We start from the raw sequence: 12,311 nt of genomic DNA on the forward strand, positions 1-12,311 counted from the left end.
CCATGTCCTTGCTCAAGAGACGCCCCTTTGCCTCCCTCCTGACACTGGCCGTTCTGGCCGGCGGCGCCAGCCTGTTCCACCCGGCGGTGCGGACCTACGTCGAGGCGCGCCTGCCCCTTGGCGACCTCCTCGCCCCCCCGGCGGCCGCCACCCCCGCCGCCCCGGCCATGCAGGCCATGCCGGTGCCCGTCGAGAAGGTGGCCAAGCGCACGCTGCCGGTCTATCTCGACTATCCCGCCCGCACCGAGGCCATCCAGTCGGTGTCGCTGCAGGCCAAGGTCACCGGCTACCTGAAGGAGCGCGTGGTGGCCGACGGCGCCGACGTCAAAGCCGGCGACGTGCTCTATGTCATCGACGACCGCGACGCCCGCACGGCGCTCGCCGAGGCCCAGGCGCAGCTCGAGCGCGACACCGCCCAGGGCGACTATCTCCGCTCCAGCCTCAAGCGCGGCGAGGAGCTGTCGCAGAAGGGCTTCCTGGCGAAAGACGGCTTCGACCAGCGGACGAGTTCGCTGCGCCAGGCCGAGGCGGCCATCGCCATCGCCAGGGCAGCCGTCGAGGCGGCCGAGCTCGACATCGAGCGGTCCACCATCCGCGCCCCCTTCGCCGGCCGCGTCGGTCGCAGCGCGGCGTCGGTGGGCACGCTCGTCACCTCCGGCCAGACGGTGCTCAACACGCTGGTGCAGCTCGACCCCGTCTACGTCGCCTTCAACCCGGCCGAAAAGGAGCTAGCCGCCATCAAGGCCGCGCTCGGCAAGGGCGAGGTGACGGCCGAAATCACCCTGCCCGGCCAGCAAGGCAGCAAGCCCTACGCCGGCAAGCTCACCTTCATCGACAACCGCCTCGACGCCTCCACCGGCACGGTCGCCGCCCGCGCCACCATCGCCAACACCGCCTTCGACCTGTTGCCCGGCCAATACGTCCACCTGCGCCTCTCCGTCGGCAGCCAGCCCGACATGCTGATGGCCCCGCAAGTGGCCCTCGGCTCCAGCCAGCTCGGCAAATTCGTCTACGTCGTCGGCAAGGACAGCATGGTGGAACAGCGCATGGTGGAGGTGGGCCGCACCGACGGCAACCAGATCGCCATCCTGTCAGGCCTCACGGAGAAGGACCTGATCATCTCCGGCAACCTCCAGAAGATCTGGCCGGGGGTGCCGGTGCAGCCCCTGCCGACCCCGGAAAAGCTCGCCTCGCGGTAGTCCCGCCGACACCCCGCGAGCGACATCCGCCGCCGGTTCGAAAGAGCCGGCGGCGGTGGTGTGTTTGGGGGGCGGTATCCTTCATGGGTGTTGCAAGGGCGGCCGATAGTGCCCGCGCGCCTCTTCCTGCCCGAGGTCCTCGCTTTCGCAAGGATGACAGCGTGATGGAAGCGGGAGAAAGCTGGATAGGGCGGCGAGCCGAAATGGAAAGCGAGGCTACGTCCAGTGATACGACGCACTATCAACCTGAAACATATATATAAATTGTCATCCTTGCGCAGGCGAGGACCTCGGGCAGAAAGAGGCAATCGGCCGATATAGCGTTCCCCTTCCCTCCATATAGATCCGTCATCCTCGCGCAGGCGAGGACCTCAGGCAGGATGGGGCGACCCGCCAATATAGCGCGCCCTCTTCCCTCCATATAGATCCGTCATCCTTGCGCAGGCGAGGACCTCAGGCAGAAAGGGGCGATCGGCCGATATAGGTCTCCCCCTTCCCCACCTCCCGCATTGCTGGCGCACCACCCGTCAAGCGTGCTACGCCTTGCCAAGGAATTGAGTGACGCCACCATCCGGAGTGGACGCTTGACGATGACGACGGTGACAGGGCCCGCGACGAAGCTTCCCGCCTATTGCAAGTGGCTCGGCCTCTATTACGTGCTCGTCGGGATCCTGATGGTTCTCCCCGTCTTCCTGAACGCCGCCCACATCCAATGGCTGCCCTCTCCATCTTTTGCCATCACGATAAAAATGGTCGCTCTCGTTGTAGCCCTTGCGACCTCGCTGTCCTGCTGGCTGATGTTCCGGCATATCGGCAGAATCCGGCAAGTCGACAGGGATGGCCAAGGCACACCGGCCGTCCTTCTATCGTGCCTTTTCCTTGCGGTTTGCGGATACTACTCGACAATCACGACAGTCCCCCTGGCCGCCGCCACACTCGCTGGCGACGACATGGAAATGACGTTCGTGGTCAAGGACGTAAAGCCCTACCCGATCAAGCGGTGCGGATATGCCGTCGAACTTGAGTACCTGTCGCCGCACTACGGCACGCTCTGCAACTTCCCGCCCGAGTTTACCGATAGCCTCAGCCCCGGCACGCAGATCGTCGTGACCGGACGCGGAACCTCGTGGGGCCTGTTCGTTGAAAGCGCCCGAAGACTGTAAGCGGCATTGAGAAAAACCAGAGCGCGCCGCGCTATCCGCTTGTGCCCCATATATATAACTGTCCTCCTCTGCCCTCGCAGAGGATGACAGCGGATGGAAAAGTAAAGGGTGTCTCGCTACAAACGCAAAGTTTGCAGTTTAGTCTGGCCCGATTGCTTCCAAGGGACTCGAAAGCCACCTTCAGCTATTCGCGCTTGGCCGAGTACCAGTGGCCACCAAAGAACCAACTGCGCCGCTTTCAGCCAATACTTCTTTTCTGACCACTGTTTGTCCAGAACAAACACTGTGTGCCCGGCTCGGCGGAGTGCTGCCCTCTCCGCGTCGTTGTTCTTCGTGAAACGATCGATAGAAACAATGACCCAAGCTCCGTCGAGCGAGGTGATCCAGTGGATATCAGGCGTGTTCGGCGCAAACCGATCCCTTAGGTGGATGACTTCTGAGACATCAGGCTCTGTAGACGACAACTCCCGCATGGCGTGGGCCATGTGTGGAGACAGGTTATTGTCGAAAAAGACCTTCAAGCTGCCAGCCGCTCCTCAAATCGTATCGCAGCCTCGACCTGCCGTGGATCGATATCGAAGATTCTAGCGACTGCGTTCTTGTCGTCATCCTCGGCTTTATACGCAGCATAGAGCGTGTCCGTCGGTATTCCAGCGCCGCTGAGAATAGGGGCGCCAAACTGGATCGCCGGGTCCAGGACCACCGCCTTTCCCTTATCAGGGAACCACCTGCGGGCAGCATCGCCTTCGTAGTCGATCCCGGCATATAGAGACGGTGTGACAATCTCGGAGAAGACGTACTGCCTACCGGCAGGTTCTATTAGGTGCGTACCGCCAGCAGCATCGATCGCTTCAGCGAAGATGCGCTTCCCATCGGTGAGAAAGCGCCTCATGGTTAAGGGATACTCACCACCGAATCTCTCGCGAGCAGCGTCTGCAGTTGCACGAATGACGCTGACATGAACCCCGTGTTTGACAAAAGCATTCACTAACCTGAGCTCAAGTAGATCTCGAAAACCAATTGTGGGCTCAGGAAGATCTTCATCCGCAAGCTGCGTACGCCAAAGCGGCTGTGAAATCCGACTCTCGCCACGATATTTCCTGCCGTACCCCAGCAGCCAACGGCGAACAGAGCGTGGATTCGCCCCGACAAGCCGTGAGGCTTGCGGCAAGCTATACAGGCCAGTTCCAATAAGCGAGGTATCAGCGGTCATTTCAGCTTTCGAGCCCAAATTCGGAAAAGAAGCATCAATGGGCTAGCTTCCATATGGGGGGGATCGCAAGCCCGATGCAATAGGCGAAACGGGTTGGCATGCTCACGATCAATTCAGAGGGGAACACGCGAGGCCAATACCCCGTCAGCGTTCCCGGCGGTTAGCCTCCCCTCCCTCAAGAACGCCACGAACCGCCCCCGGAACACCCCCACCGCCTCGTCCCCGCAGCTCAGCCCCGCGTCGATCTCGATCCGCGCCTTCTTCCGGCTCTCCAGCGTCTTCACGAACCCCGGCCAATCGGCTTCGGCGCTCACCGCGCCCGTCGCCACGAACTCCCCTCGTATCGGCCGCAGATACTCCATCGCGTTGGAGTGGATGACGATCTCGGACGGCAGGCCGGCGTCGATCAGGCGGACGTGCAGCGTCGACCAAGCCGCGAGAATGCAAAGGGTCGAGGCGCTGCCGCCGAAGCCGGTGCCCTTGGGATTGATGTTGGGGGCGAGCGGGGCGGACAGCGTGACGGTGTCCGAGGTGACGGCGCGCACCGACATGCCCATGGCCTTGGTAAGCGGGATCTGCTGGTGCAGATAGATTTCCAGATCGTCTCGTTCCATCGCGTGGCCGCTCCAGCGCATCTGCCCTGACAGGGCAAGGCGGGAGCAAGCTATCCCAACGGCGGCGCCTCTTCCTGCCTGAGGTCCTCTGCCTTCGCAGAGGAGGACAGCTTTATATATAGGAAACAGCGGGATAGTGCGTCGTTCTCTGGATAGAGCGTCGCGCATCGGATGGCGCAACGCTCTTCGGCTGGTCTCCTGTTCCCATCATACTGTCCTCCTCTGCGAAGACAGAGGACCTCAGGCAGGAAGAAGCAATAGGCCGATATGGGGCTCCTCCACCACGGAACCATCGTCGCCACCGCGCGCCCCTGTTTTCCACCGCCGATATGTGCTATGCATACGGCATCATGCGACGCGGCCTCGTGTCGTGATGCGCCCTGCCCACACCAACACGTGGTCCCCCAGATGTTCATGTCCACATTCTTCCCGCTGATCTGACCGACTGACAGTCGTGCCGGCGCGCTTGCGCCATTCGGATCAAGACGGCCCCACTGATATGGCGGCCGAAGGAATGAGTGTGTTCAATGCCTTCTAGCAATCCTATCGGCCTGACCTCCGGTCAGGTCCAGAGCTTCATTGACGACGGTTTCGTCAGGATCGACAACGCCTTCAGCACGGACCTTGCACGGCAATGCAGGGACGAGCTATGGGCGGAGATCGGCCTGTCGCCGAGCGAGCCCGAGACGTGGGTCCGCCCCGTCATTCGGGTGGCGTCGAAATCCTCGCGCCCCTTCGTGGACGTCGCCAACACGCCCCAGCTCGTGAAAGCCTACGACCAGTTGGTCGGCGAGGGTCGCTGGCGCGCGCCCATGGGCTTGGGAACCTTCCCCATCCGCTTTCCCTCGCCGGACGCCCCCGGCGATGACGGCTGGCATGTGGACATGAGCTTCGGCGACAGCCCGGACTTCATGGAGTGGCGGGCCAATGTGAAGAGCAGCGGACGCGCCTTGCTGATGCTGTTCCTGTTCTCCGATGTCGGCCCCAACGACGCGCCGACCCGGATCCGGAAAGGCTCGCACGCCGTCATCGCGCGCGAGCTGCTGCCCCATGGCGAAAGGGGCGCGACGCTGAGGCAGTTGTCGGCGGACGGCTACGCCTCCACGGAAGGCTGCGAGGAGGAACTGGCGACCGGGGCGGCAGGCACCGTCTTCCTGTGCCACCCGTTCGTCGTCCATGCGGCGCAACCGCATCGGGGCAAGGAGCCGCGCTTCATGGCCCAGCCGCCGCTGCTGCCGAGGGGCGAGTTCGATCCCGCCCTGCCGCCCTCCCCGGTGCAGATCGCCATCCGCCGGGCCTGCGGGCTGACCTTCCCCGAGGTGGGAACGCCGGGGTAAGCCAGGTCGCCTCGCGCCGAGGCGCGGACATCCGCAAGCACCATCCGCCGCCGGTTCGAAAGGGCCGGCGGCGGTGGCGTGTTGGGGGGCCTTCGGCCCTGTCGTTGGGGAGCCCGATATTGCCCTCCGCGCCTCATTCTGCCTGAGGTCCTCGCCTGCGCGAGGATGACAGAAAATTGATAGAAAACAATGATTTGCTCATGCTTTCAGTACACTTCCGGAACGAAGGCTCCCCACCCGCATCATGCTGCCATCCTTGAGCAGGCCGCTTGAGCTCGCGCACGAAATCAGGGTCCACCTCAAGCCGGAAATGGCGATCGGCCGATATAAGGCTCCACCTCCCTCTATATAGATTTGTCATCCTCGCGCAGGCCGCTTGAATTCGCGAGCGAATTCAAGGTGTACCTCAGGCAGGAGGAGGCTCGCCGCCGATATAGGGCTCCCCTTCCCTCCTCACTCCACCACTCGCAGCAGTTGACAAATCCCGCCCCCGCGCTAGCCTCCCTCCATGGCCACCACGCTCTCCCTCTCGACGTCCTCGACCACCGCCGCGCGGCGGTTGGTTGCGTCATGAGCTAGCGTGGCTTCAGACGAGACCGATCGACCCGCCGGATGCGAGCGGGTCTTTTTGTGCCTGCCGCGTCCCGCCCGATGGAGGACGACAGCATGCAGAAGGATCGCATCGACGCCGCGTTGGCGGCCGGCCGCAAATGCCTTGCCACCCGCTTCACGGGCGCATCGCACCTGTTCGTGGCCGGCTCGATCCTGCGCGGCGACGGCAACGCCTTCTCCGACATCGACATGGTCGTCCTCTATCCCAGGCTCGAGCGGGCATGGCGGGAGTCCTTCCATCTCGACGGCTTTCCCATCGAGGCCTTCGTGCAGGATCCCGAAACGCTCGCCTACTTCTTGCAGAACGACGCCGAGCGCGGCGTTCCCGTCATGGTCGACATGGTGGCGAACGGCGTCATCCTCGGTGACGCGCCGGCCGAGGCCGCCGTCCTGCAGCAACGCGCGCGGCAGGTGCTCGCCACCGGGCCGAAGCCGCTCGCCGGCGCGCCGCTCGATGCCCTGCGCTACACCCTGACCGACCTTGCCGACGACCTGCGCGCCGAACGCCCGCCCGCCGAGATCGCCGCCACCGCCGCGCAGCTTTACCCGCGCCTGATCGACCTGATGTTGCTCGGGCGTGGCCATTGGACCGGCAACGGCAAATGGGGCCCTCGCCTGCTCCATCGGCTCGACCCGCGCCTTGCCGAGGCGGCCACCGAGGCGTTCAAGGGCGCGGTGCTCGGCAAGCCGGCCGCGCTGCTGTCGCTGACCGATCGGGAGCTGGCCCGCCACGGCGGCGGCTGTTTCGACGGCTACCGATCCGATGCGGCCATGAGCGCGCGGCTGCCCTCCGGCGACGTCCCCCATTGACGGCGCGGCGTTTCATCACGATAGGTCGGGGCGAACAGGCGGGCACCGCCACACCCACGACAGGAGCGAACCGTGAGCCAACCGACCTTAGAAGACGCCATGGAGCAGGTTTACGCCTCCCTGCAGGCGGACAACTCCGATCTCGACCTGCACATCGCCGCGCTCAAGGCGGCGCTGGCCGAGGCGGGCGTGAAGGAAGCCGTCTTCGATCCGACCCGGCTCCCGCAGGGCAACCGCTCCGGCCGCAAGCTGATGCAGGCCTACTTCCGCCAGCGCGGCGTGACGGTGACGTTCGCCAGCGCCTGAGCGCGTCCGGACATGGCGCTTCCGGCGCCGGCTCCATCCCAATGCATGCAGCGGCGGCTCCCTTCGGCCGTCGTCACTCCGCCGGTCGCGCGCGATACCGCAGATGGATCAGCGGATAGGGCCGCCCCTGTCCGTCGAGCGGCGAGCGGCCGGTCGCCTCGAAGCCGATGCGCCGATAGAACCCGGCGGCGTCGAGGTTCTGCTCGTTCACGTCGGTGGTCAGGGCTGGATGGTCGGCGAGCGCCGCTTGCACAAGGGCCTTGCCGATGCCCTTGCCGCGCTGGTCCGGATCGACGAACAGCGCTTCGAGATGCCCGTCCTGCAGGACCATGAAGCCCTGCGGCGTGTCGGACGCATCGACGGCCAGCACGAAGCTCACCTCGGGAAAGAAGGCGGCAACCTCGCGCTCGATGGCCGCCCTGTCCTCGGGCAGGAGGAAATCGTGGGTGGCGTCGACGGCCCGGCGCCAGATGTCGAGGATGCGGTCGACATCGCGACCGGACGATGGGCGAAGCTTGAACATGCCGCTTCTTACCGTCTCGGCCATCGATCCGCCACGGCCATTCGTTTCCGGCAGATGAGGCCGCCGCCTCTGTCGACATGAGGGATCTCGGGCAAGCCGCCGACATGCCCTCACCCCGCCCGATACACGCATAAGACCGCACTCGCGCGCGCCGCAACCCTGATAACATCAGGGCGGGAGGATCGGTCTCATGATGCTGACGACGGGGCAACTGCGCGACACGCTCGCCACCGTGCTCGATCTGGTGGAGCGGGAGGGGAGCTTCGACTACCGCCTGATCGGCACCGCCGCCGACCTGCTGCGCGGCGTGCCGCTGCAGCCGGCCGACGTGGATTTCCTGGTCAGGACGCGCGCCGAGATCGACACCTTCGCCCGGGCGCTCGCCGCCTTCCGCTGCCTGACGCCGCCGACATGGCTGGACTGCGGCGGGCAATATTACGCCGCCTACGAGGTGGACGGCGTCGAGGTCGACGCCAGCACGGTGGAGACGCCCACCGAATCCGGCTTCATCGAGGCCCGGGGCAGCGGCCCGTGGACGCATTTCCGCGAGATCGAGATGGGCGAGAGAAGCATCAAGGCGGTGGCGCCCGAACTGAGGCTGGCCACCGAACTTTCCCGCGACCGCCAGGACAAGGCGGCCCTCATCGCCCGCTGGCTGCACGACCACGGCCACGACGCCGCGCTTCTGACCAACGCCCTCGACGCCCACGGCATCGCCGCCGACGCACGTGCGCCGGTGCTGGCGATCATCGCCGGCTGAGGGGCGGGCCGCGAAACCCGGACCTCGCCGCCGCGCCAATCGACCGCCGCTCTCAGGCGCAATCGGCCAGCCTGGCGGCGAACATCGCCTCTCCGATCGCCCGCGCCTTGTCGAGCAAGGCATCCGGAGCGCCTTCATCCGACAGAAGCAGCAGGTTCGACGACGCCACCGGTGCGCCGCAATAGTCGAAGATGCCATGCTCGATCTGCGCCTTCATCGCCTCGGCATAGCCGTGCCGGTCGTAGGTGCGCCGGCCAGCGCCGCCGATGGCGATCAGGTGGACCGGCAGGCGGCCCAACTTCTTCACGATGCCCCGGCCCGGCCTGTCGTCATAGGCCCAGCCGTTGGTGAACACCCGGTCGATCCATCCCTTCATGAGGGCGGGCATCGACCACCAGTAGACCGGATAGACCAGCGCCAGCGCATCGGACCGGTCGAGCCGGGCCTGTTCGGCCACCACCTCCGGTGAGGGATCGGCCTCGCGCAGGAGAACGGCGGCGTCCCGCGCGGTGAAGCGCGGATCGAAACCCTCCGCCGCGAGGTCGACGATCTCGAAACTGTGCCGGTCGCAGGACGCGACCAGCCCTTCCGACACCTTGCGCGCGATCGCCTGCGTCAGCGACCCGCGAACGGGATTGGAAACGACGATGGTGGCGTGCATGACATTTCTCCTGCCGGGTCGATTGCGCGGCGCTGGTTGCGGCTATATACTTTAGGTAAGTTACCTTTGGTATATAGTGGATGTCAATGGCCCTGCCTCCAGCCGCGCCGCCCAAGCGCATTCGCCTCAGCCGCGCGGAGCGGCTGCGTCATCTCATCGACATCTCCTGGCGGGTCGTTCGCGAGGAAGGCACCGATGCGCTCACTCTGCCTCGGCTCGCTCAGGTGGCGGGCGTGGCAAAGCCGGTGGTCTACGACCATTTCGGCACCCGCAACGGCTTGCTGGCAAAGCTCTATCAGGATTTCGACCTGCGGCAGACCGCCGTGATCGACGCGGCGCTCGCCGTCAGCGGACCGACCCTCACGGACAAGGCCACGGTCATTGCCGCGTCCTATGTCGACTGCGTGCTGACGCAGGGCCGCGAGATGCCGGGCATTCTCTCCGCGCTGGCCGGCTCGCCGGAACTGGAGCGGATCAAGAAGGATTACCAGCTCGCCTTCATCGAAAAGTGCCGAGAGATCCTCGCGCCCTTCGCTGGCGGGCGGGGCATGGGCAACGCAGGTTTCTGGGCCATGCTCGGCGCGGCCGACGCGCTGTCCCAAGCCGCAGCCTCGGCCGACATAATGCCGGAGGAAGCAAAGGCGGAGCTTTCCGAGATCATCATGTCGATGACCGGCCGCCAGTCCTGAGCCGGGCGCGGCATCGGGCTGGAACCTCGGCCGGCAGTGCATCCGCCGTCGCCTTGTGGAGGGCGCCCGATATCAGCTCCATGCTCTTTGCGGCCCGAGGTCCTGCGCCTCACGCGCAGGATGACGATTTATATAGAGAGAACAGCGGGATAATCCGCCCACGAGCCCCGCGCCCTGATTGCCTGCCCTTATGGAAGGCGCAACGTCGCGCGCCGGGCGCATCGCCATACCCCTTTGTTTTATATCAATACATTGTCATCCTCGCGCAGGCCGCTTGAATTCGCGCGCGAATTCAAGGTGGACCTCAGGCAGGATGGAACGATCGGCCCATATAGGCCTCCCCTTCACCTCCGCCGCAGCCGCCCGCTCAGCCTGAAGCCGTCGCGCAGACTGAGGGACAGGAGGAAGAGGTTGGTCGCCCCGGCCACCAGCTCGATCGCCTGCACGGCGTAGAAGCTCACGTCGAACGCGCCGCCGCGCGCCTTCATGGCAAGGAACAGCGCGGCGGGCACCAGGATCAACACCCCGTTGGCGGCGATGATCGGCATGCGCCGGAGCTTGACGCCGATCAGCCCGCCGCGCCGCCCTCGCGCCAGCTTGAGGCCCGACGCCCCCGTGGCCATCAGCGCAGGGATCAGCAGCAGGAAGCCCCAGGGAATGGCGGTCTTCACCAGGGTTACCGTCTCGGGCGTGCCGGCGAGTTCGGACACCGCCGTCGACAGCCAGAAGGCGGCGATGGTCAGCATGGCCAGCGTTCCGGCCAGCGGGTGGATCAGTGTCTTCATGGTCGGTCACCCCGGACAGTCGACCCCTCGCCGCCTTGCATCGGTGGCGCCGAGGCCGTATCGTCATCAGGATGCATATTTGACATCATAATGTCAATTCGGATCGATGATGCCAATGACCGAGCACAGCCGCACGCCCGCCGGAGACGCCCTCACCGGGCTGATCCTCACCCTGTTCCGGGCCAACAACCTGACGCTGACCTGGGGCGACCGCATGGTGGCGCCGCTGGGCCTGACCAGCGCCCGCTGGCAGATGCTGGGCGCCATCGCCTATGCCCGCCGGCCGCGCCCCGTGGCCTGGCTGGCGCGCGACCTCGGCGCCAACCGGCAGAACGTGCAGCGCATCGTCAACGAGCTGGAAAAGGACGGCCTCGTCGCCTTCGAGCCCAACCCGCATCACAAGCGGGCCCACCTCGTGGTGCTCACCGACAAGGGGCGGCAGGCCTACGAGAAGGCGCTGCGCCTCTACACGCCCCGCGCCGCCGCCCTGGCCGACGGCCTCGCCACGGAAGACATCGCCACCGCCCGCCGCGTGCTGGATACGCTCAGGGCAAGGCTGGAAGCGGAGGACGAGGGAACCGAGCGGTAGCGGTCAATCCTAATGCAGTTCCAGCAAAAGTGGGTGCCGGTTTTGCATCGGCTTAAAACGGGAGAAGAGCGTCGACCGGGAGAAGCCGGCCGCGCGAGGCGCCGCCTCTGGTTCTCCACTGTCCAAAACTCAGCCTCAGGCCCCATCCGGATTAATGCTCATGCACAAAACGGATAGGATGTGCCTTCAGCACGCACAACCTTAACCAACCATCAACCTTAATTTGTAACCAATTGTTCGACGGGGTTCGCTGCTGGACCGGTCGACGCGAGCGCCAAGTCGATGACGGAAAGGCGCGGACCCGACGGTCCCGGCAGTCATCGGCCACCCAGGAAGGGGAAATTCATGCGTCTCGCTTTTGCGGCCACGGTCGCAGCTCTCACGGTGTCGACGGCATCGGCCGCCGATATGGACGTGCTTCGGCCCAGTATTTCCGAGCAGCCGGCAACCACGCGGACCATCGACTGGACCGGCATGCAGTTCGGCGTCACCGGCGGCGGCGACCTGACGCGTGCCGATGGCACCCTGTTCTTCAATGATACGAAAGACTTGCCCGGGGTGCATGTCAGCGTGTTCGCCGGCTACCAGGAGCAGGTCAACAACATCGTGCTCGGGTTGGAAGGCGACTTGTCCTATAACGGAGACAACGGCAAGACCTTAAACACGTTCGATGAGACCAACACCTATATCGGAACGGACCGGTACAGCACCGATTGGTCTGGCTCCATTCGCGGCCGCGTCGGTTATGCCTTCGACAACCTGCTGCTCTACACGACGGCCGGTTACGTGACGACGCGCGTCGTCGACGAATACAAGAGAGCCTCGAAGAGCGGCACCCTACACCACTACATGCAAGGCCTGACGGTCGGCGCCGGTGCCGATTATGCGTTCACCGAGAGCCTCTTCGGGCGTGCCGAATACCGCTACAACAAGTTCTTCGAGCGGCAGTTCGGCAACTGGGAAGCGGAACTCTCCCAGCATGTCGTCAGCGTCGGCGTCGGCATGAAGTTCTGAGCCGGGCCACTTTTCGAGACAGCGTCGCAACCGGTC

General features: G+C 64.9%; 15 protein-coding genes. 9 read left to right on the forward strand and 6 right to left on the reverse strand.

Translation table 11 applies throughout. The features are described from left to right. Nucleotides 1-2: 2 nt before the first annotated feature. On the forward strand, nt 3-1,199 hold the full coding sequence (locus QQZ18_RS05975; protein WP_284539072.1) for an efflux RND transporter periplasmic adaptor subunit: 1,197 nt from the start codon (nt 3-5) through the stop codon (nt 1,197-1,199). A 584-nt stretch (nt 1,200-1,783) separates the two neighbouring features. Further along, a complete protein-coding gene (locus QQZ18_RS05980; protein ID WP_284539074.1) occupies nt 1,784-2,362 on the forward strand; it encodes a hypothetical protein in 579 nt (192 codons plus the stop codon). 116 nt (nt 2,363-2,478) lie between these two features. Here QQZ18_RS05980 and QQZ18_RS05985 read toward each other — a convergent pair whose 3' ends face one another. The 3 genes from QQZ18_RS05985 to QQZ18_RS05995 all read right to left on the reverse strand — a co-directional run bounded on the left by QQZ18_RS05985 (nt 2,479) and on the right by QQZ18_RS05995 (nt 4,189). After that, nucleotides 2,479-2,883 carry a PIN-like domain-containing protein gene (locus QQZ18_RS05985; protein WP_284539076.1) on the reverse strand — a complete coding sequence of 135 codons (405 nt, stop codon included), beginning with the start codon at nt 2,881-2,883 and terminating at the stop codon, nt 2,479-2,481. Beyond that, nucleotides 2,880-3,575 carry a DUF433 domain-containing protein gene (locus tag QQZ18_RS05990; RefSeq protein ID WP_284539077.1) on the reverse strand — a complete coding sequence of 232 codons (696 nt, stop codon included), beginning with the start codon at nt 3,573-3,575 and terminating at the stop codon, nt 2,880-2,882. Before QQZ18_RS05990 ends, QQZ18_RS05985 begins: the two co-directional genes overlap by 4 nt. 113 nt (nt 3,576-3,688) lie before the next feature. Next, nucleotides 3,689-4,189 carry a thioesterase domain-containing protein gene (locus tag QQZ18_RS05995; protein ID WP_284539079.1) on the reverse strand — a complete coding sequence of 167 codons (501 nt, stop codon included), beginning with the start codon at nt 4,187-4,189 and terminating at the stop codon, nt 3,689-3,691. Nucleotides 4,190-4,716: 527 nt separating this feature from the next. On the opposite strand from QQZ18_RS05995, the gene QQZ18_RS06000 reads away from it, so the two are divergent. The 3 genes from QQZ18_RS06000 to QQZ18_RS06010 all read left to right on the forward strand — a co-directional run bounded on the left by QQZ18_RS06000 (nt 4,717) and on the right by QQZ18_RS06010 (nt 7,254). Continuing rightward, the gene (locus QQZ18_RS06000) at nt 4,717-5,526 is read left to right on the forward strand and encodes a phytanoyl-CoA dioxygenase family protein (RefSeq protein WP_284539081.1); all 810 of its coding nucleotides are present in this window, start codon (nt 4,717-4,719) and stop codon (nt 5,524-5,526) included. A gap of 666 nt (nt 5,527-6,192) precedes the next feature. Further along, a complete protein-coding gene (locus QQZ18_RS06005; protein ID WP_284539084.1) occupies nt 6,193-6,948 on the forward strand; it encodes a nucleotidyltransferase domain-containing protein in 756 nt (251 codons plus the stop codon). A 72-nt stretch (nt 6,949-7,020) separates the two neighbouring features. Further along, nucleotides 7,021-7,254, forward strand: a complete 234-nt coding sequence (locus QQZ18_RS06010) for a hypothetical protein (RefSeq protein WP_284539086.1) — start codon at nt 7,021-7,023, stop codon at nt 7,252-7,254. A 73-nt stretch (nt 7,255-7,327) separates the two neighbouring features. On the opposite strand, the gene QQZ18_RS06015 is transcribed toward QQZ18_RS06010, so the two are convergent. After that, nucleotides 7,328-7,777 (reverse strand): acetyltransferase, encoded by a 450-nt coding sequence (locus QQZ18_RS06015; protein ID WP_284539088.1) that lies wholly within the window; start codon nt 7,775-7,777, stop codon nt 7,328-7,330. 190 nt (nt 7,778-7,967) lie between these two features. Between QQZ18_RS06015 and QQZ18_RS06020 the strand changes: the two genes are divergently transcribed. Next, on the forward strand, nt 7,968-8,537 hold the full coding sequence (locus QQZ18_RS06020) for a hypothetical protein (RefSeq protein ID WP_284539089.1): 570 nt from the start codon (nt 7,968-7,970) through the stop codon (nt 8,535-8,537). Nucleotides 8,538-8,589: 52 nt separating this feature from the next. On the opposite strand, the gene QQZ18_RS06025 is transcribed toward QQZ18_RS06020, so the two are convergent. Continuing rightward, nucleotides 8,590-9,198 carry an NAD(P)H-dependent oxidoreductase gene (locus tag QQZ18_RS06025; protein ID WP_284539091.1) on the reverse strand — a complete coding sequence of 203 codons (609 nt, stop codon included), beginning with the start codon at nt 9,196-9,198 and terminating at the stop codon, nt 8,590-8,592. A gap of 86 nt (nt 9,199-9,284) precedes the next feature. On the opposite strand from QQZ18_RS06025, the gene QQZ18_RS06030 reads away from it, so the two are divergent. Beyond that, nucleotides 9,285-9,887, forward strand: coding sequence for a TetR/AcrR family transcriptional regulator (locus QQZ18_RS06030; RefSeq protein ID WP_284539093.1), 603 nt, complete (start codon nt 9,285-9,287; stop codon nt 9,885-9,887). Between the two features lie 344 nt (nt 9,888-10,231). Here the strand turns inward: QQZ18_RS06030 and QQZ18_RS06035 are convergent, their stop codons facing one another. Further along, on the reverse strand, nt 10,232-10,672 hold the full coding sequence (locus tag QQZ18_RS06035; protein ID WP_284539095.1) for a hypothetical protein: 441 nt from the start codon (nt 10,670-10,672) through the stop codon (nt 10,232-10,234). A 115-nt stretch (nt 10,673-10,787) separates the two neighbouring features. Here QQZ18_RS06035 and QQZ18_RS06040 point away from each other — a divergent pair, with 115 nt between their 5' ends. Further along, the gene (locus QQZ18_RS06040) at nt 10,788-11,261 is read left to right on the forward strand and encodes a MarR family winged helix-turn-helix transcriptional regulator (RefSeq protein ID WP_284539097.1); all 474 of its coding nucleotides are present in this window, start codon (nt 10,788-10,790) and stop codon (nt 11,259-11,261) included. A gap of 345 nt (nt 11,262-11,606) precedes the next feature. Next, nucleotides 11,607-12,275: an outer membrane protein gene (locus QQZ18_RS06045; RefSeq protein ID WP_284539098.1), complete on the forward strand. Its 669-nt coding sequence runs from the start codon at nt 11,607-11,609 to the stop codon at nt 12,273-12,275. Nucleotides 12,276-12,311: the final 36 nt, after the last annotated feature.

The sequence above is a fragment of the Pleomorphomonas sp. T1.2MG-36 genome, assembly GCF_950100655.1.
In the GTDB taxonomy this organism is placed as follows: Bacteria; Pseudomonadota; Alphaproteobacteria; order Rhizobiales; family Pleomorphomonadaceae; genus Pleomorphomonas.

Bases quoted from the DNA above. Each gene is read 5' to 3' on its own strand.
- QQZ18_RS05975 (WP_284539072.1), top strand. From the start codon at position 3: ATGTCCTTGCTCAAGAGACGCCCCTTTGCCTCCCTCCTGACACTGGCC.
- QQZ18_RS05990 (WP_284539077.1), bottom strand. From the start codon at position 3,575: ATGACCGCTGATACCTCGCTTATTGGAACTGGCCTGTATAGCTTGCCG.
- QQZ18_RS05995 (WP_284539079.1), bottom strand. From the start codon at position 4,189: ATGGAACGAGACGATCTGGAAATCTATCTGCACCAGCAGATCCCGCTT.
- QQZ18_RS06000 (WP_284539081.1), top strand. From the start codon at position 4,717: ATGCCTTCTAGCAATCCTATCGGCCTGACCTCCGGTCAGGTCCAGAGC.
- QQZ18_RS06005 (WP_284539084.1), top strand. From the start codon at position 6,193: ATGCAGAAGGATCGCATCGACGCCGCGTTGGCGGCCGGCCGCAAATGC.
- QQZ18_RS06015 (WP_284539088.1), bottom strand. From the start codon at position 7,777: ATGTTCAAGCTTCGCCCATCGTCCGGTCGCGATGTCGACCGCATCCTC.
- QQZ18_RS06020 (WP_284539089.1), top strand. From the start codon at position 7,968: ATGATGCTGACGACGGGGCAACTGCGCGACACGCTCGCCACCGTGCTC.
- QQZ18_RS06025 (WP_284539091.1), bottom strand. From the start codon at position 9,198: ATGCACGCCACCATCGTCGTTTCCAATCCCGTTCGCGGGTCGCTGACG.
- QQZ18_RS06030 (WP_284539093.1), top strand. From the start codon at position 9,285: ATGGCCCTGCCTCCAGCCGCGCCGCCCAAGCGCATTCGCCTCAGCCGC.
- QQZ18_RS06035 (WP_284539095.1), bottom strand. From the start codon at position 10,672: ATGAAGACACTGATCCACCCGCTGGCCGGAACGCTGGCCATGCTGACC.
- QQZ18_RS06040 (WP_284539097.1), top strand. From the start codon at position 10,788: ATGACCGAGCACAGCCGCACGCCCGCCGGAGACGCCCTCACCGGGCTG.
- QQZ18_RS06045 (WP_284539098.1), top strand. From the start codon at position 11,607: ATGCGTCTCGCTTTTGCGGCCACGGTCGCAGCTCTCACGGTGTCGACG.